The following is a 21,876-nucleotide window of genomic DNA, read 5'->3' on the forward strand; positions in this document are numbered from 1 at the left end:
AGAATTTAAAACGACAAAAAGCAGCGTGTGAATAACGCTGCTTTTTATTCATCATGATGAACTAGATTACACCACGACGCTCTTGATCACGTTCGATTGACTCGAAAAGGGCTTGGAAGTTACCTTCACCGAAACCGCCGTCATCTACACGTTGGATCATCTCGATGAAGATAGGACCAAATAGGTTCTTCGAGAAGATTTGCAGTAAGTAACAGTTTTCGCTTTGGCTATCTACAAGGATTTGATGCTTACGGATCTTCTCTTTGTCTTCTTTAACCCAAGGTACACGGTCGAAAATGGTGTCGTAGTACTCAGGGATGATATCAAGCGTGGCTATCGTTGATTGGTCAAGCTTATCAAGTGAGCTAACTAGGTCATTCGTTAGGAATGCTAAATGCTGTACACCCGGACCATTGTACTCATTTAAGTACTCATCGATTTGGTTATTATTGTTATCTTTACCTTCGTTGATTGGAATCGAGAAAGTACCGCACGGAGATTTAAGTGCGTAAGATAATAACGCTGTTTTTTGACCTTTAATGTCGAAGTAACGAACTTCAGTAAAACCAAATACGTCTTTGTAGAAGTTAGCCCATGTTTCCATCGTGCCTTTATAAACGTTATTGGTTAAATGGTCGATACGGATGAAGCCTTTGTCTTCAACAATGTTTTGCTCGCTTAAATCTTCAAAATCTGACTCATAGATAGAACCTTTGTCGCCAAATTGCTCAATGAAATAGATTAAGCTGTCGCCGATACCGTAGATAGCTGGGTAAGGTAAATCTTTGTGTGTTGAATCTGTGGCAGGTTTTGCACCGCGCTCAACAGCAACTTCGAATGCTTTTTGTGCATTCTCTACACGCCAACCCATAGAACAGATCGCTGGACCGTGGCTTTTAGCGAATTCAGCAGAGAAACCATCACGCTCATTGTTTAGTAAGAAATGAATGTCATGCTGGTTATAATAAACAATGTCTTTACCTTTGAATTTTTTTAGCTTTGAAAAGCCAAAATCAGTAAACACTTTGTCCATGTAATCTGCATCTGGTGTTGCGTATTCAGTGAATTCAATGCCCACTAGGCCTAACGGATTATTTACTTCGCTCATTGTCATTACTCCCGCAATTATAAGCACTGCGCTAAAAAGAATTATTGTTCTGTAATGAGCGGATGATTAACCAGAATCTTAATAAGGGGAAGATCTCGACTACATTTAGTCAAAGCAGCCTTTGTAAATTAAATGGGACAATGATTTTAATTTCAGCAATTGCACTTTCAAAGGCAATGAGTAAGCCACTAGGTTGACTAAAATAGGTCAGCCTCTTTTATATCTATCCATATGAAATTAATAGTGAATTTCAGTATTTTCCAGGCGATAAAAAAGGCCTGGAACGGCCTTTTTTATTAAGTTGATTGTATATTTTAGTTTACAGTTTGGCGCGCTTTGTTAAAAAACTTGCTGCGTTGTTGTAACCAAGGGTTACTCATAATTTGTGGCGCAGCTTGATAATGGCGCTCAACCACTTGGTTTAAGGTACGGGTTGATTGCGTAAAATTAAGTTGCTGCTGGGCTGCACCCATATTGGCAATCTCGGCATCAGTCATGGCACGACCAGCAAATAACAAGGCGTTTAAGTAACCCGGCTTAGTTTCGTAGTCATTATCGGTTAAAAGTAAGGCCGCATCGTTGATTGCCCAGCGCTCATTGATTTCACCTTCATCTTTAATACCAATCAGCTCGCCATCAAGATAAATTTTTAGTGCCCCGTTGTTTGGAGCAGCATAAAACACAAAAGCAATACGATGCCAACTGTTTGCCAAAAGCTCGCCAAAGTAACCACTGTCACTGGTGGCAATACCAATGGCGTTATCTCGGCTAACGTAAAGGTCTGCGTCATCACTATTAGTAATATCGGTTTGTAATAATGAACGCCACTCATTGGTGCTTTGTTCTGGCCACATAATATCCATCACTAAGGTGTAATCAGCGATAAGGCCTTCTGTTTGGTAATCACCGTTTGCGGCACTATTAGCCGTTAAGGTTAAGCCTTGCGTTGGGCTATGGCGAGCAAAGGCGAGCACGCCTGAGGCACCCGTCGGTAAATCAGCAATTTCAAGCTCACTGGTGGTGGCAAATTGGCTATCTTCTGGCCCCCAATTTTTGTCTTCAGGGTCATAAAAGCTGAGTGTTGCAGGGCCAAAGTCACTGCTAAAGCCTTGCTCAGAGTTGTTAAAATTCCATACTGTGACCGCATCATCTGCTTTACACGCATTAAGCATGTTATCGGTATCGATATATAAACATTGGCTGGTGCGTGCTCGCGCGTAGTTATCAAGTAGCCACCAACTTTCAGCGACCAATTGTGCTTCTAAGTTTGGCAGAGCAGGGAAGAACAATTCGCTATTTAGCGCTGGGCCTTTAAATAGAGCAACGAGGTAAGTGCTTGCATCATCAATGTTATCTGGCACAACCGAGACCCATTCTGGCTGGCTTTCGAGCATGCTTTTCAACTGGCTGCCTGTCACCTCAACTTGATAAATTGAATTAAAGCCCGGGGTATTCGATGGTTGGCGTTCAACCTTAAACGCGGCATGAAAATCTTCTTGGGTTAATGTACCCGGTAGCCAACGATCTTGTACTTGGCTTGCATCAAGTAAGGCGGCCTCAATCGCAGGGAACTGCTGCATAGTTGCTTTGGCTGTAATCGTGGTGAGCTCTTCTGCAGTAGGGTAATTTTCTGAAACGGCAATTTCGGTGTTTGCATCTGGGGCATAGCGACCCATGATTTCATCGATGGCGTTTTTAGTGCTTTCATCTTGGGTCGTAATGCTGGTGGTTGCGATGGTTTTGTAATCAACATCCGCAAGTGTCTTGTCTTCAAGGTTGAAGGTTAAGGTAAGATCGGTCAGACCTTGTGCAAAAAAGTTTGGCTGAATAACAATGCTGCCGTTATCTAAGGTTTGATAACTTTCACCGCCATGGGTATGCCCACCAAGCACTAAATCAATTCCCGTAACATTTTGTGCAATTCGGGTGTCAGTGCCTTCACCTAAGTGACTCACCATAACCATGTAATCAACATCTTGACGGTATTGGTTAACAAGCTGCTCAGCCACTTCTTGCCACTGCCAATTCATTTTGAAATTAGCGATAAAATCAGGAATAGGCTCGTCTTCAACTGGTTCATCAAGTTCATTCCAAGGCACTGAAGTCATACCAAAAAAGCCAATTCGAAGACAACCTACTTGAACAACTGAAAAATCGACACCGGCAAACGGCGTATCATCGTTACCATCATATTCGGTGTTACTTGAAAGCACGATGGCATTATCGTCATCGGCAAAGTCTAGTAGTTGCTCAGGTCCCCATGCGTAGTCGTGATTACCAATCACACGTACGTCAAAAGCCATGGCTTTTATTGCTTCGACTGTGGCTAACCCTTGTGATGTTTGTTCTGCTACGGTGCCTTTTTCATAATCGTCACCGCCATTGGTGAATAAAGTATTAGGGTTTTCAAGTTTAGCCTTGTCGTAGTAACTGCGAATACGGCTGAATAACTGCTCTTTAAAGCCAAAGCGCGCGTGTAAATCTGCAACATGAATAAAGCGTACCGTTTGGTTACTGGCTGTGTCATTACATTGCTCGCCAATGGTTTTACTGGCTGCAGGAACGGTGCGAGACATTAAAGCAAAACTACCAAATTCTGTAATATCACTGACAGCAAATCCATCATCGCTTTGTTCAGTACTGAGAGTTTGCCACTGCTCATCAACTAACTGCACTATGCTAAAGGCAAGGTTGGTTTGTTCATCTGGTAACTTAATCGCTAAACTTAATGGCTCAGCAAATATCAGGTTATTGGGGCGAAAGGTATGAATACTCGAGACAATACCTTGCTCTATATCTGTGCTTGAAGCGGTTGTTTCAGTGTAAGTAAACGTGGTATCTGTTGTAACCGTGTTACTTGTTGCGTTAAGTGTGACATCGCCTTGTGCAAATTGTGCGGAAAAACCATTTTCAACAGAAATAATTAAACCAGACTGTTCAGGAGCTGTTGCGACTTCTTTTGTTGTTTTATCGCCACCGCATGCTGTTAATAATAAGCTGGTCAGAATAATGACCAGTAGTTGAGTGTTTAAGCGCACTTGCTCAGTTCCTTTGCATACCAAATTAATATCGGAATATAGTATCAGTTTTAAGGACGCAGAGGGAATAGGGAAGAGAGAAATACCCCGCAGCGGGCGCTACGGGGAATAAAAATTATTGCTTTTCAGCTGTCACTTCTAGCTCTTCAGCTAGGATGTGCTCAGTAGTTTGTGGCTCATGTTGGCCTTCAGCTCCATGCATCCAAGCTACTAGTTTGTCGCTTAGTAAGTACATGATAACAGCAGAAAGAACCGCTGTTGCGCCTAAACCAATGAAGATACCCATAGCGTTATCTAGCGCTTCTTCACCTTCACCTAGGAATGAACCTACGAAACCAGCAATCTTGTTTGCAACCGCTGTACATAGGAACCAAATACCCATAAGCATTGAAGCTAAACGTAGAGGTGCAAGTTTACTTACCATAGATAGGCCAATTGGAGATAAACATAACTCACCTAGCGTGTGGAATAAGTAGAATAAAACTAACCACATCATGCTGATTTGTAGGTGCTCACCTTGACCTTGTGTCATAAGCGCTAGGATCATAGTGATGAAACCAAGTGCTAAGAAGATAAGTGCAATAGCAAACTTAACCGGTGAATTTGGTTCACGTTTATCAAGCTTTAACCAAATAATGGCAACTAAAGGTGCAAAAACAATGATGAAAATTGAGTTTAAAGATTGGAACCAAGAAGCTGGTACTTCAAAGTTAAATAGCATACGGTCAGTGTAATCGTTAGCGAAAAGGTTCATTAAACCACCCGCTTGTTCAAAGCCCATCCAGAAGATGATGCTGAATACACTCATAGTAAAGATAACTTTAATACGGTCAGTTTCAACTTTAGTTAGTGGCTCTTTAGTGTTTGATTCAGACTGTGCTTGAGAAAGCTTAGCAGAAGGCACAACACCGATATCGCCTAAGTATTTGTTGCTTAATGCAAGCTGTAAAAGTACAGATAACACCATACCAACACCGGCTACGATGAAGCCCCATTGCCAGCCCATTGCAGCTGCAGCATAACCCGCAACTAGAGGACCTAATGCACCACCTAGGTTGATACCCATGTAGAAGATAGTGAACGCGCCATCACGACGTTGATCACCTTCTTTGTATAGATCACCTACCATAGTTGAGATGTTTGGCTTGAATAAACCGTTACCAATACAAAGAAGTGTTAAACCAATATAGAATACGTTTTCTTCTTGGCCAGCTAAGTAGCTGTGTGGGATACCCATAGTGAAATGGCCTGCAGCCATCAATAAACCACCAAGGATAATTGCTTTACGTTGTCCTAATACGTTATCGGCTAACCAACCACCGAATAGTGGGGTGATGTATACAGCCATTGTGAAGGTACCATAAAGGCTTAATGCGTCTGCATTTGACCAACCAAAACCACCTTCTTGTACAAGCGCTACTAAGTATAAAACTAAGATGGCGCGCATGCCGTAATAACCGAATCGTTCCCACATTTCTGTGCCGAACAACAGGAATAACCCTTTAGGATGCCCTAAAAAGTCACCTGCTTTAGGTAATGAACTCATATTTACTTCCTAACTCTAAGTTTTTATTTGAGGCCTTATTGTTTTTGCTTTGGTCGTTCTATGTATTTATTTAGTGAACGGGCGGCCATGTTTTTTGATGCAGCTAAGATAATGGTTTGTTGCTCAAGTTTTGTACTTGAAGGAAAGGGACACACCCTTATCCTAGCTACAAGTGCGCTACAGTATACATAGACCTTATGGAGAGGGGAAGAACTTGCGACACTTGCCCCTTGTGATGCGACAGTTAGTAGCTTGCATAAGGCACAACAGGTTTACCTGGGAAAGCCAGTTCGCTATACACCGGATTAAAGTAATAACGGAAGTACAGCTGAGCATAATTCGGCTCGTAAAAATCGGCCCGATCTAAGTTGACGTAACCACCAAAGAACCAATGAGGCGTGAATCGATACTCAAAACTTGCCCCTAAGTTATACGATAAACCGTTGCTGGTATCGCCTTCAAAGTAAGGCACAACACCCGTTACAGCTGTTTGAGCCTCTGCTTGGCCTTGCAAAATCGGGTCGTTAGGGAAAAATGCGATGTCGTCTGTCGTGGTGGTTGACCAAGATACGCCAGCGCGCAGTCGGTATACAAAATTATGACCAACTCGCTTATCAAAAATCACAGGTAATGAAGCGCCCAAGTAGTTTTGTGGACTGTAATAGCCACCATGTCCCCAGGTTTCTTCACTTAAATTATACTTATACGACCAGTGCAATAAGTTAAGACCTAGACTTAATTCGGTGTTTCTTTCGCGAATATAACGATAATAGCTGCCACCCAATAGGCTGTAGCTTTGATTGTCTTTTACGTTTTTACCTTGCAAGATTTGGTAATTAGTACTGCCCCAAAAACCCCAATCTAGGCCAAGGTCATGAGATAGACTAAGTTGTAATTGCGTAGCTCTAACACCGCCCCATACTTGGTTGGTAAAGACATCTTCAAGTCCGGCGTAAGATAATACAGAGCTGGTAACCGGGCGTTTATTAAACGTGACGCCATAACCAAAGTCGCCTAAATCACCATTGTAATTAACGCCCCACACGATATCTTCGACTAAAAAGCCAAGTGGAGTGGTACCAACATCAATTCGCCATTGCTCGTTTTGCCAAGCAAGGCCAATATCCATACCTTGTTGCTTTGGTTTTATACTTAAAAGTGGGCAGTCAAAAATACACAGGGCTCCTTGACCATAGCGGCTACCAGCAAAGGTTTCATCAAAGCGGGTTTCTTGGCTCGATATTGTCATTGGGTCTAATTTCACAATCCCAGTGCCACCCCATAGCGGGAAACCTGCTTCAATAGGCGTTGCCCCAGCGCCCAGTGTGGACTCATTTTGTGTGCTGGTTTGGCTACTTAAGTTGATTGCAGCAGTGATATACGCTTGCTCATCGCGCTCAATACCTTGCAATTGACGCTTGGCATTATTGACATACCAAGCTTCATTTTCATCAAGGGCATACAGTTCATAGTTCTGCTCATCGCTTAAGGTGCTCGTTGCCGTATCTGGATCAACGGCAGCGCGGTACCAGCTTTGCGCAAGCGTAGTTTGTTGCTTAGCTTGCGCAACCGCTGCTGCTTGATAATAAAGCTCTTGGTTGTTGTTGGATTTAGCTAGCAATTGCTCAGCTAGATTTATTGCGCTCTGTTTATCTTCAAATTGTTCAAGGGCTGCCATTAATTGCTGCTGACGATAGCTTTGCTCACTCGAAACTTGATTAATTTGCCCAGCAATGATGCGATCTGCTAAATCATCTCTTTGCTGCTGACGAGCAAGTGTCGCAATAGCTAAAGCAGTATCCGTTGACACAGTTTGTCCTTTTGCAACGTGCTGCTCAAAACGGGTAATGGCCTGGTTACTATTGCCTTGCTCGATATGAGCATTGATCAGCGCCTCTGACAGTTCTGGGTTATCAGGGTAACGTGTTGCAAGCTCTGAGAGCTTAGCAACTCGTTGGTTACTATCACTAAAGCGATTAACGTAATTAACTTGTAGTGCTAACCATTGTGATTGCTCTGCATCGGTTGCGTTACTCGGCAGTTGATAGTCTGCAAACCAGCTATCAGCAGCGTTTTTATCGTTGCTTTCAATTAGCCAATTTGCATATGTCATGTGCCAATATGGGCTCAAACTTGGGTCACGAGTAAGAGCTTTTTTCAGTTGCCTTATTGCATACTGCTGCTCATTAATTTGTTGCCATTGACTGGCAAGCTCAGCTTGCATTAAAGGTGTTAATGGCTGTGCTTCTAACTCGGTGAGCTTATAAATCACCGTGGCTTTATTAGTGGCTGTATTGTTGGCAGAGAGCCTTTCTAGTTTGGTATTAATACTTAGCTGCTCTGTAAGCACATTAATTTGTTCAGTGCGCGCGTTATTAGGAATGTAATCTAAGGTTGCCAGTGCTCCTTGGTAATCGTTCAACGAACGTAAAAATAGTGCATGGCTATAACGCAACTCTGCATCTAGCGGAAATTGCCACAAGGTTTTTTTATACAGAGCTTTGGCATGATCAACTAAACCTTGTTGTTGATATAAATTTGCAAGGTCGTAGTAAAGCCAGCTTTGACGTGGGCTTTGTTTGATTGCCATAAGTAGCACATCAACTGCTTCATCTAGCTTACCTTCAGCAGTAAGCTCATCAGCACGGGCTCGCAATTGCTGTGTTTGTAACAGGGTGTAATCTTCAGCAATTAATGCCTGTTGCTGACGAGTTAAGCCATTATAAAAACGATGACTACGAGCATAATTACCATCTGAGGCGGTTAACTCAAGCATGGCACGCAAAGTAGGCTGTTGCAGAGGATCGTCTTTTAGCACTTGCTTATAAAGGTTCATCGCGTTTTGAAGTTGGCCTGCTTGTTTGGCAAGTTCAGCACGGTAAAACAATACCGTATTAGGGTCTTCATTTAAGGTGTCAGCTAAATCCAGCTTAAGCGTAGCCTGTTTGAGTTCATTGCTACTAATGGCTGATTTAGCTTCATCTATGTATTGCCAAAAACGAGCAGTATTGGCGAGGCCTTTTAACACCGTTATACGGTTTGCATCTATGCTGTATTTTTGAGCTTTTTTAAAGTACTGGTAAGCATTGGCATTACGACCTTGCCTTAAGTTCAATAAACCTAAGCTATTGTATATTTCAGGATCTTGAGGACGACCTCGCAGTGCTTTATTGAAAAGCTTTTCTGCTGCATCAAAGTGGCGTTTTTCAAGTTCGACACAGCCTTTAAGCCATGTCTGATAAGCAGGGTCTGCTTGCTTTTTTTGTTCAGCTAAATGCGTTTTTTTAAAGTCACTAAATTGTAGCTGACCTTTACTGCTTTTAGGGTAGGCTGCAAAGTAACGCTGATATTCGCGCTCAGTTTGTTTATTGAGCGGCATATCCTCAAGGGCTGCAAGCCACGCAAACTCAGCTTCAACACCATATTGGTTACTGTGTGCATAATGGCTCAGTAATTCTATGGCTTCTTTGTTTGTTGGGTTTTGCTTTAACAGATGTCTTGCGTAGGCAAGCTCAAAACGGCCACTATTTGGGTAGCGTTTTAGTAAAGAACGATAACCGCGCAGTGCTTGCTGATATTGATTTGGATCTTGAGCAAGCCAGTTTATGTGCTCCAGCTCATATTCAATATTAGGGTAGGCGGATTTAAATAGCCGATTGTAGATTTTTACCGCGTCACTGTATTGTCCGGCCCTGGCACGCAGCCTGGCTTGTTGAACCGCTTCTTTGTCTTGGTTATTGACGCGTGCAAGTAGGTTTAAGCTTGTTACGCACGGATGTGATAGGTTACTAAGCTCTGCTAAATGCGCATTGGCTTTGTCGGTTTCTTTGAGGCTATATAAAACGCGCACCTGGGCACATTGCACCTGGATATTTTTAGGTGCAATGCTTTGCAGCTTTTCTAAGCTGTCGCTCATCAATTGATTATCACGCTCAATTTCACCAAGTTGTACTTGGCTAATTAACCAATCAATTGATTGACTATCAAGGTCTTTGTTTATTGCTGCGGATGCACTGGAGCTTGCTAAAACTGCAGCAAGTAGCCACTTTATCGGCATTCATTGCTCCAGTTAGTTGTTAAAGCCCCGTTTTTATCAATACTAAAACGTTTGTTCAATGCGCTGTTACCAAATAAATACAACACGCTGTCGTAGTAGCGGCTGGTGGTAAAGCGGGTATCCATCATTATTTGCTGTTGTAAAGCCGTCACAGTTTGTGATGCATTATCTTCAGCAAGCAATGGCAATAAGGCGGCAACAAAACCACTTGGGGCGTTGCCTGCCGTTTTGCCTGTGGCAGCATTGGTTTCTAATGGCACTTTGCCTGAAGAAACAATGCTATCAACAAAAGGTTTAAACTGCTCTGTAAGGGCATTTTTATAGGGGGCATCTTCTGCCATCATACTGGCCCAAAGGTAGACGCGGATAGCATTGTAACTACCTGTAGCAGGGGCGCTTTTATCATGATAAAAGCCTTTTTCCACGCTGTAATTAACCCAATCAGGGCTCACGCCTTTTGGTGCTGTATCTATTAATAACTGCGCTGAGTTATCGTGTAATGTTTGCCAAGGCGAGTGCGGGTATAGGTGCGCAAATTGCGCAAATATAAATAGCGGTGCATAGCTTGGATTTAATTTCCAGCTACTGTCTTTTTCAAAACCTGTTGGCCCAGGTAAAAGAGTCAGACCGAGGTTTGGTATCTGCGCTGTTTCTTCACGAATGATGCGCTCAGCAAGCACTGAGCTGAGCACTGCGTAGCGTCTTTCATTCCATAAGATAGCCGCTTGCGACAGGGTATAAGCAATCCATAAATCTGAATCAGAAGCTGGATTTGAATCAAGGATTTGTCCTTGATTTTGCTTTATTCCCCATTGCCACGCTGGTAAACGGGTACTTAAATCACCTTCAGAAAGGTGTACTTCAGTCCACTCAAGCAACTTATCGAAGCTGGCTTTATCATTGGCAAGTAAAGCAAAGAATAACGCATAAGATTGCCCCTCTGAGGTGGTAATACTGTAATCACTACCCAAATCAATTACGCGTCCTTCTGGTGTAATGAAGTGAGTTTTAAAGTTATTCCATTGCGGCCAAGCGCTGCAGCTTAACTGAGCTAAGGCGTTGCTTGAAAAAACAAAAACGAATAGTAAAGAAGCGATAGTTTTCATTATGCCTGATCTCCTTCAGATAAACGTTTTTTGGTAAGTAGCGCGAGCACTCGCCACAACATAAATGAAATAAGTAATAGGGTTAGTAGTGATAGAATCGCTAACAATACTGGGCGGTCTGAAAAGTGGAACCAAATGAGGGTATGAATAGGCACGTGACCGACAAAATACTGTTCATCGGTTTTAATCGTTTTGATGCCTTGGCTATTGATAATGGCTGAGCTTCCCATTATTTGAGCTGTTTTATCATCATTCAGTAGAGCATCAGTGAGAAGTGCAAAAGCATTTTCATTACTGGCAATCAAAGAGACTACTGAGCGGTCTGAATCAAACGGTGACTGGAACCCGGACATCACGGCTAAACGACCAATGCTGCTTATATTTACTTTAATTTTTTCAGCACCTTTAGTGTCGTAGGCACCATTATAGATAGCTTGATCAACAATGCGTTGGTTGTTGTTGATAAGCACACTTAGGGCGCTGTCTTTGGCAAGTGAGTTTAAGAAAGAGTCAGGCTTACCAATAATAATAATGTCTTTATCGTTTAGCGCCAATTGGTTACTTGGAAATTGAATGTCTAAACGGTGCGCTGGGTAGCCTGTTATGGCACCCAAATGACCTGTGAAATTAAGCAATAAACTAATCGCGTTAACTGAGCTGTTAGCTTCCATTACAAGCGTGCTTTGGTGTAAATCGGCATATTTGGTGAATGGGAAACCGCCATTTGCAAAGGCGCGTAGGTTTGGCATGGCAATATAGTGATGGAAGTCACTTACATCAATGGTAGAGCTGCCATCAATTGCACCAAATTCACCGCCGGCAGGAATGGCGCTACACTCACCGGTTTTTACGACTGCAAAATTAAAATCATAAGTCAGCTGGTTATTTGTTGTTAAATCTAACCCTGTTAGCTCAAAGTCTTGACGAGTTTTGGTTGGATTGAATTCAGATAAAAGCGGTAACAAGGTATCGGTTGTAATCGTTTTACCACCTTCGTTATCAAGAATAAAACCATCCACAAACTTACCGTTAATCAACATATTCAAACGCGACAACATGTTCTGCTCAACAGGCGTGTTGCGGTAATTCAAGGTAATAGGAATACCATTTTCACGCCAAGTGAATAAATCTGGTGCAAAACGCAAGTCTAACCGAACAGGTAGACCGCGATAGCCTTCCGATTGCAGCTGAGTTGGGTATTCAATAAATTCATCAAAGCTTACTGGGCGATCAGAACGCACCCACAGTGGCGCATCGTAGGCTTCTCGAAGCGGTAAGTTGCTAATTGCATCAATGGTTGCACTGCGACCAGTCATGACTTTATAGCCAAAGACTAAACCTACTACGGCTTCTTTCAATTGTGCTGTGTCTTTACCTAAAACAAGCAGAACTTTGGCGTAGCGCTGAGTAGGGCTGCTGATAATTTCTACAGTTGGCTTTTCAACATCAGGGTAATTCAATAAAAAATCAGGCTTGTTGTCGTTTGTTGCGAATACGACACTATGTTCTGTCGGTGTTGCATTAATTTGCACAGGGAACTGTGCTTTGCGCCATTTTGCTTGAGCGCCAAAAAAGCTTGATAGTGCAGCCGCTGCTTCGAGTGTGTTTTCATCAGGTTGTGATGCAAACACAAAAGGCAAAGTGACCTTGTTGTAATCTCGCGAATCAAAAAATGGTGCAGGGAAATACTCAAGTAAGCTTTCAAGAGCAAGTGACTGACGGTCAATAGAAATACGGCTGCTTTTACTAAGCTCAGCCCATATTGTTTTACTATAGTCATCCTGACAAACCAGATCGTAAAAACCGACTAGTTCGAAGCGAATTTGGTTAAAGTCTTTAATTAGCTTAGGGTTAAGAACAATACTGCGCTCAGAGACTGTGCCAATTGGCGTTGTCTTATCATCAATAGGTAGCACAGTGACAAGGTTTTCATTTAAGAAAATTTTCAAATGTGAGACACGACCAATAAGTGATGGTGAAGTTGTGTATGAAAAGTCTAGGGTCAGTTTTTTCCCTAATTTATCGAGGCGGTTTGTAAAATCAACACGGGTACTATTACTCACTCCATCAAGCTTGAACTTGCTTAAACCAAGCTTTTCAAAGCTTAGCGTCATGCTTTCAATTGGTGCTTGCTCTGGGTAACCATCATCAAAAATCGCTTTATTAGAGAGAGGCTCAGCACTTATCGCCCAGCCAGATATGCCGAGTGTGCCAAAAGCTAATAACAAGGTTAAAAAAGTTTTTATCATGATGTTTTTAGTACTTTTGTTGGTTTTTTAGGTAATAATGACGCCACAAAGTACAAGACTCTTGATGCAAACGCAATCGCGGGTCTTAATTCATTTGGGGCATGGAAAATCAAGTTCTTAAAGCCTCTTAGACTGGTATAAAAAACGTGAGAAAAGCTGTATGAAGGCTTGTCGTGTTTAAAGTTTTCTTGCCAATCAAGCCAAGCATCAGCACGTGAGAAAGTGCATTGAATAAAGGCTTTTTGTTTTTCTAAATCTAAATCCCTGAGGGTAAGACCCAGTTGTTTATCGCGGGTGTTACAGATATAAGTTGGGAATGAAAACTGCTTCAAACCACGGCTCATGAGTAGCTCGACTTTATCATTTACACGGCAAAGGTGATTATGGTCAGTTTCAAGACCAACACCATTATTTGAGTAGTCCGTAATTTTTACTTTAATAGTACGGCCATTAGCAAGGCGAATAGCTGCAGGGAAATTTGCTTTAATGCGGTGTGAGCTGCGTACTTGTTTGGCTTCAGCGGCAACAGCCACAGCTGCACCTAAAATTATCACGTTATAGCTTGCCCACAGCATGCTAATGACGAGTACACCTATTTGTGAACTATCGCCGAAGAGCAATCTAAACACGCCGTAGGTCATACCCAAAACGTTAACAAGCAACAAGATTATATAAGGCTTTGAAATCGTCCAATCGTAGTGATCTTGCTTGTTTAAACCGCCTTTTTCAGTCACGTTAAATTTACCCTTATTCGGGTTGATAAGCGCAACTGTCGTGGGTTTTAAAATATACCAAGCAAGTACTGACTCATAAACTTCGCCCCAAAATGAATAGCGGTATTTACCTTGAATTCGAGAGTTGGTTATTTTTACCTGTAACAGGGTTGGCACAATATAAAGAAAGATGGCAACAAACGGTGCATAGATAATTTGCGCATTAAAATAAATTAATGCCAGTGGCGCTGTTAAGAATACAATTCGCGGAATGCCTGATAAAAAGTGCAACATAGCGTTTAAATAGCACAAGCGCTGCGCGATATTTAGGCCCTTACCAAACAGCGGGTTATCTAATCGGAATATTTGTGCCATGCCGCGTGCCCAGCGAATACGTTGACCAACGTGGGCAGATAAACTATCTGTAGCCAGGCCGGCGGCTTGTGGAATATTAATATATGTTGTTTTGTAGCCAGCGCGCTGCATTCTTAGCGCGGTGTGGGCATCTTCAGTGACGGTTTCTACGGCAAAACCACCAATTTCTTCAAGGGCACTGCGCCTTAAAACAGCACACGAACCACAAAAGAAGGTTGCGTCCCACATATCATTACCATCTTGGATTAAACCATAGAACAGCATGTTTTCATTAGGGATTTTTCGATGGTTCTTTAGATTGCGCTCAAATGGATCGGCAGAAAAAAAGTGGTGAGGTGTTTGTACTAAACACACTTTACTGTCATTGATGAATTGTCCCATTGTCATTTGTAAGAATGAGCGAGCAGGGATATGGTCACAGTCAAAAATAGCAATGTAGTCGCCACTAGTTACTTTCATCGCATGGTTCATGTTACCGGCTTTGGCATGTTTGTTATCAGGGCGAGTTAAATAACCAACACCAATTTGCTTTGCGAATTCGGCAAATTCAGGGCGCTTACCATCATCTAAAATATAAATGTTAAGCTTATCTGCAGGCCAATCAATACTTTGCGCGGCGATTGTTGTTGGCTTCACAACATCAAGCGGCTCATTATAAGTAGGAATATAAATATCAACTGTTGGCCAGTTTGCAGTGTCTTTTCCTAACGCGATTGGTTTACGGTTTAATGGATTAATGGTTTGGAAAAAGCCTAATATTAGTACTAACCAAGCGTAACTTTCAGCAAGCAATAAACCAATCCCGAGTGCTAGGGCTAACGGGTCACCCCAGTTCAGGGTATCTGTGTAGCGCCACCATAGATAACGTGTAGAGGTTGTAACAGAAAGGGTGATCATCACAATAGTGGCCATTTTCCCTTCAACCCGCCTTAGAGAATAAGCAACCACCAAAATTAAACTAATGAACACTGCTTGCGCTTCAATACTAAATGGCACGGTTACAAATATAGCCACCGCAAAAATAATGAGAGTGAAAAAAGCGACCTTTAAGGTGCTGTTTCTCCAAAGTGGAGAGCGACTCACTGCTTTATATGATTTAGTTTTTGTTTGTTTTCTAGCAACTAACCAAAGCCCTTTAAAAGAGCGTACTAGTTTACTGTCTGCCAGTCTCAATAAGCGAGCTGAACGCGTGATTTTACGCCAAGATTTACGCTGTTCAACGGCGATATGTTGCTGTGAGGTTGTGGTGGTATTGAATAGCGCAAGGTACACACTTTGCAATACAATCCGAATGCAATTGCTTGGTGTAAGTACTGGTTGAGAAACATGAGGATACAAGCGTTTAAGTTTAAGCTTTAACTCACGTTTTTTATTGTTATCTAATTTAATAAACAATGACAAAAAAAGCACAAAGAAGGGGAGTAAAATCGCTCCCAATAGGCTCATTTTGTGTTGGTTGTAATAACTATAAAATTTTATAAATACGAAGCGCACAAGTTGCTTCGTTAAAAACAACCCTAAAATACCTTTAAATAGTCGGTGTGTGACACCGAGTGAATGGATGCTATTGGTCATTCTGACTCGCGCGGCTTACAAGCCAACCGGCTAGCGTTTCAAAGTCATCATTAGCAACGCTGTATGGAGCACAGTTAATCGCCACATTTCTAAATGCAGTTGCTTCTTTGATGACTTCATCTTTGTTGATATATAAAGGTGCAATTAATGGTAATTCAGTTTGCCAAAGCTGCAATAAATCTGATTCAAGCTCAGAGGCTGAATTATATTTATTGGTTAAAAAATAATGCTGCCATGATGATTCAGTCTGCTTTAGAGTGTTTAAACGTTTGAAAGCAAAACTGTGACAAATTGCATCACAATTAATAATCTCAAGGAATATATCGTCTTCATTTAGCGAATAGCGGTGCACATCAACATGGGCTGGGCAGTCAAATAAAAACCAGCTGTCATCGCTGTCATTAAGCTGCTGACAACTCTCTATAATACATGAAAAGTCTAACCCTAAGTTCGAACGGCTGCCATAGGGTAAAAACTTTACGCCATCATTATCTTGGTGAAACTGCTCACATGCAGAGGCAAAGTTTGGGTAATCACTCCAGCCTAGCTGATGCTCCCAAGCAAGACCAAGGTGTAGGCCTAAGTCGCCTTTTGGATCTAAATCGATGGCATACACAGGCACATTTGATTTTCTCAAAGCACAAGCAAGGTTGGCCACAATAGATGTTGTACCAGTGCCACCTTTAATTCCTTTTAAAAAAATTCGCTTCATTTATGATTCTTTATTGCGTTTTTGTTAATTTTTTTTGTGCTCTGTGTTTGTGTTGTTGCTAATGCGATATCGTTAAGCAAGGGGTACTTTTCAATCGTTTTTCGATTTTTTTCAACATCAACAATTTCAACATAATCCGTTTCCTTACCGCCAAATTGGCGTAACAGCTTTTCAATATCGTATTGAGTTAAGGTGTGTGAATTTTTTACTGCAAAGTCATTCATCTAAAAAAACCGTTATGAGAAAAATTAGCTTAAAAATGTTCACGATCCATGGACATAATCTGCATTATATATAGAATAGCGTTTAAAACTAGTACTAAAGTATCTTTTTTAAGGGTTTGTTGGTGCCTCATTTAAATATTACAGGACTAAACGGAGCTTTCTCTGAGCTAAAGCGAGGCGCAAACTATGCTTTACTTGCCCCGCTAGATAATCAGCTAATAGAGTTAACAAGGCATCTTTTAACCAATCATAAAGACTCGGTTTTTTTACTCTCTGAACAAGTCGAACTATTTTTCGAAGGAGAGGGAAGCGAGTTATTATTCACCTTGTTCGAACAAGGGGTACTACGTCCTTTCCATTTACATCATAATGAGAATGTATCAAAAAGTTTGCATTTTTCCCGTGGTGTTATTAACGAAATAAAACAGTATGAGCAACTGAAAAACAGTACGGTTATCGTGCATGTCGATTCAGAACATTTAGTCTCTTTGAACGAACAGCAGCTTGGTGAAAAACTCAAGCTCTATGTTGCTTTGTCACAATCAAAAAATGTCACTTTAGTGTTTTTAATGTCAGGTGCTTATGTCAGTGAATTGAGACGTCAGTTATTAGCCTTAAACCGTTTCTTTGATGGCCTTATTTATATAACTCAAGAGGCATCAATTCGCACTCTTGAGTATGATTATTGGTGTCATAAAGAAGGAGTTATCGCTGGGCGTTCGGTTAATTTACAGCTTCATGATGGTCAACTTGCATTAGTTGAGGTAGAGCAAGAGGCTGATGATAAGTCTCTTGCAACGGAGCAAGACTTTGATGAAGACGAGGTGTGGCTTACTCGCAGTGCTGTACCTGAGGGTACAAAGCTACCCGTGTTTTATAAAATAATTGATGATAATGATGCTCTTTTTTCTAAAGGGCTTACCAAAAAATCAGCGACGTTAGTTTTTGCAGTTACCCGATACACTGATTTAAAAGCGTTAGCCAAAGATTGTTTCTCTCTTCGAAAGAAATGTGGTCGCCGACTGAAATTAGTAATTCAAAATGTTGATGGCATTATTCGTCACCAGGACGAGTGCTTATTTTTAACTTTAGGGGTTAACCTTATTTTATATAGTTATTCTGAGCCTTCGCGTTTACTGTCACAAATTCAGTCAATTCAAGGGTTTCAGTTTACTAGGCCACTACCGAAATCTATTGATGATGTTCTAAAATACAGTGAAAATGTATTGGCTAAAGGTTATTTGTCTCCAGATAAGTTCGTACAGCAGGTTGCTAAACATAGTGACTCAGCTGCCAATCTGGGTGTAAGTGGCGTGCTTGTTATGTTGCAGCTTTTACCGCGTATTGATGCCATACACCCATTACATTTATTTCATGTAAAACGTGAAGGGGATATTTTTAGTTTTGCTGATGGCACGGTTTACCTTTATCTACATGCTTGTCGAGAACACGATGTGGAAAGTGCGATTAAACATTTATTTAAATTACAGGTAAGCGACTTTTTTATGTCAAAAAATGTCATTGCTGATCATTTTTATATTCAGCAAGAATGTCGCCGTATGCAACGTCATTTTGCTAATACTGAAATAACCGACTTTACCCAACAATTACAAGAAAACGTCAGTTACATTTTTGATACAAAAACAGCAGACATTGCAAATTTAAATACAGAGACACCGGAATTTAAAAAAGTGATTCGACCTATATCTGAGCCAGTAAAAGTGACCTTAAAAGGTGAGCTATCATGAGCTTAAATCAGTTTTTTATTACTTTTATCATCGCAATGTTAATCGGCATTTTGCTGAGTAATACGGGTAAGGTATTGTTTAATAAAGCAGTCGTGCTCTACCGAAAACTAACATTTAGGCATGTATTATTAACGCCTTATACGCCAAAACGACACAAGAAGGATAACAAGTGAGGCTTTCAGGATTAGGTATTTGGAATTTATACTTTTTAGTTAAGTTTGTTCTGTATAGCCGAGGTGATATTTCTTTTGATTTATTTGCAAACTTAGCATTTTTTGCTTTTCTAGCTATCTCTTTTCAACATGTTTGGTTGTCTCGTATCAAACACGCTATGAGTGTGCTGATAGGTGCGGCTTTATTGTATCACGATTCGTGGTTGCCCCCGATTTCTAGGCTCACCAAGCAAGCTGGCAATGTACAAGACTTTAGCGTCGGCTACTTTTTTGAGATCACAGCGCGCGTTGTTAGCCTCGATATGATTTTTGCGCTCTTTGCTTTAGTGGTTTTTTATTGGTTTACTGTTAAGTGGTTGCGTTACACCAGTATTTCAATAATTGGCTTTTTGTATGCGTTTTGGTTAGGTGGGGTTGTTACGAGTGATGAGGTTACAACTCAAGTTGCAAGCAATAGCCAAACTACAAAAAAGCAAGTACCCGTTTTAGTTTCTGATACAGCAAAACAAAAGACACCGGATCAACAGTTACAAGACTTTTACCAGCAACAGAATTTACTACAAAGCCAGTTTCCTGATGTATTTAATGGTCAACCATTTGATGTTGTTGTGCTAAATATTTGCTCTTTAGCGACGGCTGATTTAAATGCAATTGGTGTTGAGCCACGTAACTTATTTGCTGATTTTGATATTTTGTTTAGCCAATTTAACTCAGCAACGTCGTACAGTGGCCCTGCGGCAATTCGTTTATTACGAGCAAGTTGCGGGCAAACAAGTCAAGAGCAACTATTTAAACCTGTTGATGAGCAATGTCAGCTATTCACTAATCTTGCTGAGCTTGGCTATAAAACCAGTGTGGCTCTTAACCACGATGGACATTTTGATGATTTTATAGGTTTGATCAGACAATACGGTGGTGTTTCTGTGCCAAAACTGGATTTTAGCCAATTTAGTGCTGCGCAGTATGGTTTCGATGGCAAACCGATTTATTCTGATGCGGATATACTCTCTAACTGGTTGAAAAAGCAAGGTTCGAGTGAGCAGCCTAGGGCTCTTTATTACAACACCATTAGCTTACACGATGGCAATCAACTTGCTGGTCGTGAACGTATGAATAGCTTTGAAAGCTATCCGCTTAGACAACAGCGCTTATTTAATGACATCGATAAGTTTATAACTGAGTTAAAAGCGCAAGGTCGTAATGTTATGCTGGTGGTTGTGCCTGAGCATGGGGCAGCCTTACAGGGTGATAAACTACAATTCTCTGGCTTGCGCGAAATTCCGAGCCCTTCAATAGTTTCAGTGCCAACTGCGGTTAAATTCATCGGTCCTGATATAAAGCATGATGGGCTGAATGTCGTTGATGAAACAATGAGTTACTTTTCACTGTCAGAGTTAATCAACAATACGATGAAGTTAGATTTGTTCACAGGTACGGTACCCATTAACCGAGTGCTTGATAATTTACCAACTTCAGCCAAGGTCGCCGAGAATGAAGATACGGTAATGATGTATATAAAAGGGCAGCCTTACATCCAATTAGATGGTGGAGAATGGACCAAGTACCCGACTAATTAAGTTATTTGTCCAAAATTGTTTACAATAGACTACCCAGCTGCAGGGAGTTAGCGTATTATTCTCATACTATAGGTTCCCGTTTTTTGAGGATGTAATGCGTTTAGATATCCACTGTGCTGACCGAATTGGTATCGCACAAGAGATTCTCAATATCTTGGTTAGTTACCAAGTTGATTTAAAAGGCATCGAAGTAGATTCGGTTAATTGTCGAATGTACGTGAGCTTTCCGCCTATTGAGTTTGAACAATTCCAAAAAATCATGCCATCTATCCGATTGATAGATGGTGTGAAAGACGTTCGTACAACTGCATTTTTACCTTCTGAGCGAGAGCATAATGAGTTAAATACATTACTGCGTGCATTGCCTGACGGTGTGATATCTATTGACGCTAAAGGCTGGGTGCGTTTATGTAATGATGCTGCGTGTCGCGACCTGCAATTATCTGAAAGCGAAGTGATTGGCGCTAACATCAATAATCTGCTTAAAGGCTTTAATTTTACGCGTTGGTTAGAAGGCAAAGAAGTACTTGGCCAAACAACCCGAGTTGAAGTAGCTGGCGAAGACTTTATTGCCGATATTCTGCCTATTTCAGTACCACAAGGGGCTGAAGGAGATGTATTAGCCGGTGCCGTTATCAATATCAAATCACAAAGCCGATTAGGTCAACAAGTCAGTGCGTTTCGCCGTTATGGCCAAGAAAGCTTTGCAACTATACATAACTTTAGTACTGCAATGCGCCGTGTGGTCCGTGAAGCGCGTAAAATGGCACAGCTTGAAGCACCAATCCTGATTACCGGTGAAACTGGCACAGGTAAAGAGTTACTGGCTCGTGCCTGTCATTACGCATCAAACCGCTCAGTAAAACCGTTTATTGCTTTGTCATGTGCTTCGTTGCCTGATGATGTCGCTGAGTCTGAACTATTTGGTTACGCAGGCTATGAAGAAAACGCGGCACCAAAACGCGGCGTTTTAGAGCAAGCTGATGGTGGCACTGTGTTTTTAGATGAAGTTGGTGAAATGTCGACTCAGCTACAAACTAAGCTACTACGTTTTTTACAAGACGGTACCTTCCGAAAAGTCGGTGATGAAAACGAAGTAAAAGTAAATGTGCGTATTGTTGCTGCAACCCAAAAGGACTTGCCTGCGATGGTGCAAGAAGGGACATTTAGGGAAGACCTCTATTACCGAATTAATGTTTTAACTTTAGAAATAGCCCCATTACGTGATAGAAAAGCTGATATTGGCCCACTAGCGGAGCATTTTATTCAAAAGTATGCCCAGCAAAATGGCCATTCTGTGCCTGTGATGTCTGAAGATTGTTTACGTTTTTTACAAGATTATCCATGGCCGGGTAACGTGCGCCAATTAGAAAATGCGATTTACCGTGCTGTGTCGTTGTTAGATGATAACGAATTGCGTATTGAGCACCTACAGTTACCAACGTTTACCCATGATTTAGGGTATCTGGAGTCTGATTTTGAAGGAACTTTAGACCAAGCGGTAAAACGTTTTGAGGCGACTTTACTTCGTAAGCTTTATCCAGCTTATCCAAGCTCTCGTCAGCTCGCTAAGCGATTAGGTTTGAGCCACACGGCAGTAGCAAATAAGCTTCGAGATTACGGTATTAACCGCAAAACAGTAAAGGTTTAATTATAAAGCTTAATTAAGCAAAAA

At 41.4% G+C, this 21,876-nt stretch carries 12 protein-coding genes; 3 read left to right on the forward strand and 9 right to left on the reverse strand.

Annotated elements, in window-relative coordinates; genetic code table 11:
- Positions 1-61: 61 nt before the first annotated feature.
- The 9 genes from hppD to bcsR all read right to left on the reverse strand — a co-directional run bounded on the left by hppD (position 62) and on the right by bcsR (position 16,703).
- A complete protein-coding gene (hppD, locus tag PASHI_RS00785; protein WP_062564358.1) occupies positions 62-1,108 on the reverse strand; it encodes a 4-hydroxyphenylpyruvate dioxygenase in 1,047 nt (348 codons plus the stop codon).
- Between the two features lie 314 nt (positions 1,109-1,422).
- Positions 1,423-4,146: a metallophosphoesterase gene (locus PASHI_RS00790; protein WP_062564259.1), complete on the reverse strand. Its 2,724-nt coding sequence runs from the start codon at positions 4,144-4,146 to the stop codon at positions 1,423-1,425.
- 115 nt (positions 4,147-4,261) lie between these two features.
- A complete protein-coding gene (locus tag PASHI_RS00795) occupies positions 4,262-5,692 on the reverse strand; it encodes a peptide MFS transporter (protein WP_062564260.1) in 1,431 nt (476 codons plus the stop codon).
- A 244-nt stretch (positions 5,693-5,936) separates the two neighbouring features.
- Positions 5,937-9,749 carry a cellulose synthase subunit BcsC-related outer membrane protein gene (locus PASHI_RS00800; protein WP_062564261.1) on the reverse strand — a complete coding sequence of 1,271 codons (3,813 nt, stop codon included), beginning with the start codon at positions 9,747-9,749 and terminating at the stop codon, positions 5,937-5,939.
- A complete protein-coding gene (gene bcsZ / locus PASHI_RS00805; RefSeq protein WP_062564262.1) occupies positions 9,740-10,855 on the reverse strand; it encodes a cellulose synthase complex periplasmic endoglucanase BcsZ in 1,116 nt (371 codons plus the stop codon). Before bcsZ ends, PASHI_RS00800 begins: the two co-directional genes overlap by 10 nt.
- Positions 10,855-13,104 carry a cellulose biosynthesis cyclic di-GMP-binding regulatory protein BcsB gene (bcsB, locus tag PASHI_RS00810; protein WP_062564263.1) on the reverse strand — a complete coding sequence of 750 codons (2,250 nt, stop codon included), beginning with the start codon at positions 13,102-13,104 and terminating at the stop codon, positions 10,855-10,857. The genes bcsZ and bcsB overlap by 1 nt, the downstream gene beginning before the upstream one ends.
- Entirely contained in the window at positions 13,101-15,767 is a 2,667-nt protein-coding gene (bcsA, locus tag PASHI_RS00815) for a UDP-forming cellulose synthase catalytic subunit (RefSeq protein WP_062564264.1), read from the reverse strand. The genes bcsB and bcsA overlap by 4 nt, the downstream gene beginning before the upstream one ends.
- Positions 15,757-16,479: a cellulose biosynthesis protein BcsQ gene (gene bcsQ, locus PASHI_RS00820; RefSeq protein ID WP_062564265.1), complete on the reverse strand. Its 723-nt coding sequence runs from the start codon at positions 16,477-16,479 to the stop codon at positions 15,757-15,759. Before bcsQ ends, bcsA begins: the two co-directional genes overlap by 11 nt.
- Positions 16,476-16,703 carry a BcsR/BcsP family cellulose biosynthesis protein gene (gene bcsR / locus PASHI_RS00825; RefSeq protein ID WP_054561934.1) on the reverse strand — a complete coding sequence of 76 codons (228 nt, stop codon included), beginning with the start codon at positions 16,701-16,703 and terminating at the stop codon, positions 16,476-16,478. The genes bcsQ and bcsR overlap by 4 nt, the downstream gene beginning before the upstream one ends.
- A 122-nt stretch (positions 16,704-16,825) precedes the next feature.
- Here bcsR and bcsE point away from each other — a divergent pair, with 122 nt between their 5' ends.
- The 3 genes from bcsE to tyrR all read left to right on the forward strand — a co-directional run bounded on the left by bcsE (position 16,826) and on the right by tyrR (position 21,852).
- Positions 16,826-18,451 carry a cellulose biosynthesis protein BcsE gene (gene bcsE, locus PASHI_RS00830; RefSeq protein ID WP_062564266.1) on the forward strand — a complete coding sequence of 542 codons (1,626 nt, stop codon included), beginning with the start codon at positions 16,826-16,828 and terminating at the stop codon, positions 18,449-18,451.
- 169 nt (positions 18,452-18,620) lie between these two features.
- Positions 18,621-20,201, forward strand: coding sequence for a cellulose biosynthesis protein BcsG (gene bcsG / locus PASHI_RS00835; RefSeq protein WP_062564267.1), 1,581 nt, complete (start codon positions 18,621-18,623; stop codon positions 20,199-20,201).
- Between the two features lie 94 nt (positions 20,202-20,295).
- The gene (gene tyrR / locus PASHI_RS00840) at positions 20,296-21,852 is read left to right on the forward strand and encodes a transcriptional regulator TyrR (RefSeq protein WP_054561931.1); all 1,557 of its coding nucleotides are present in this window, start codon (positions 20,296-20,298) and stop codon (positions 21,850-21,852) included.
- Positions 21,853-21,876: the final 24 nt, after the last annotated feature.

Source organism: Pseudoalteromonas shioyasakiensis (assembly GCF_001550135.1).
Classification (GTDB): domain Bacteria; phylum Pseudomonadota; class Gammaproteobacteria; order Enterobacterales; family Alteromonadaceae; genus Pseudoalteromonas; species Pseudoalteromonas shioyasakiensis.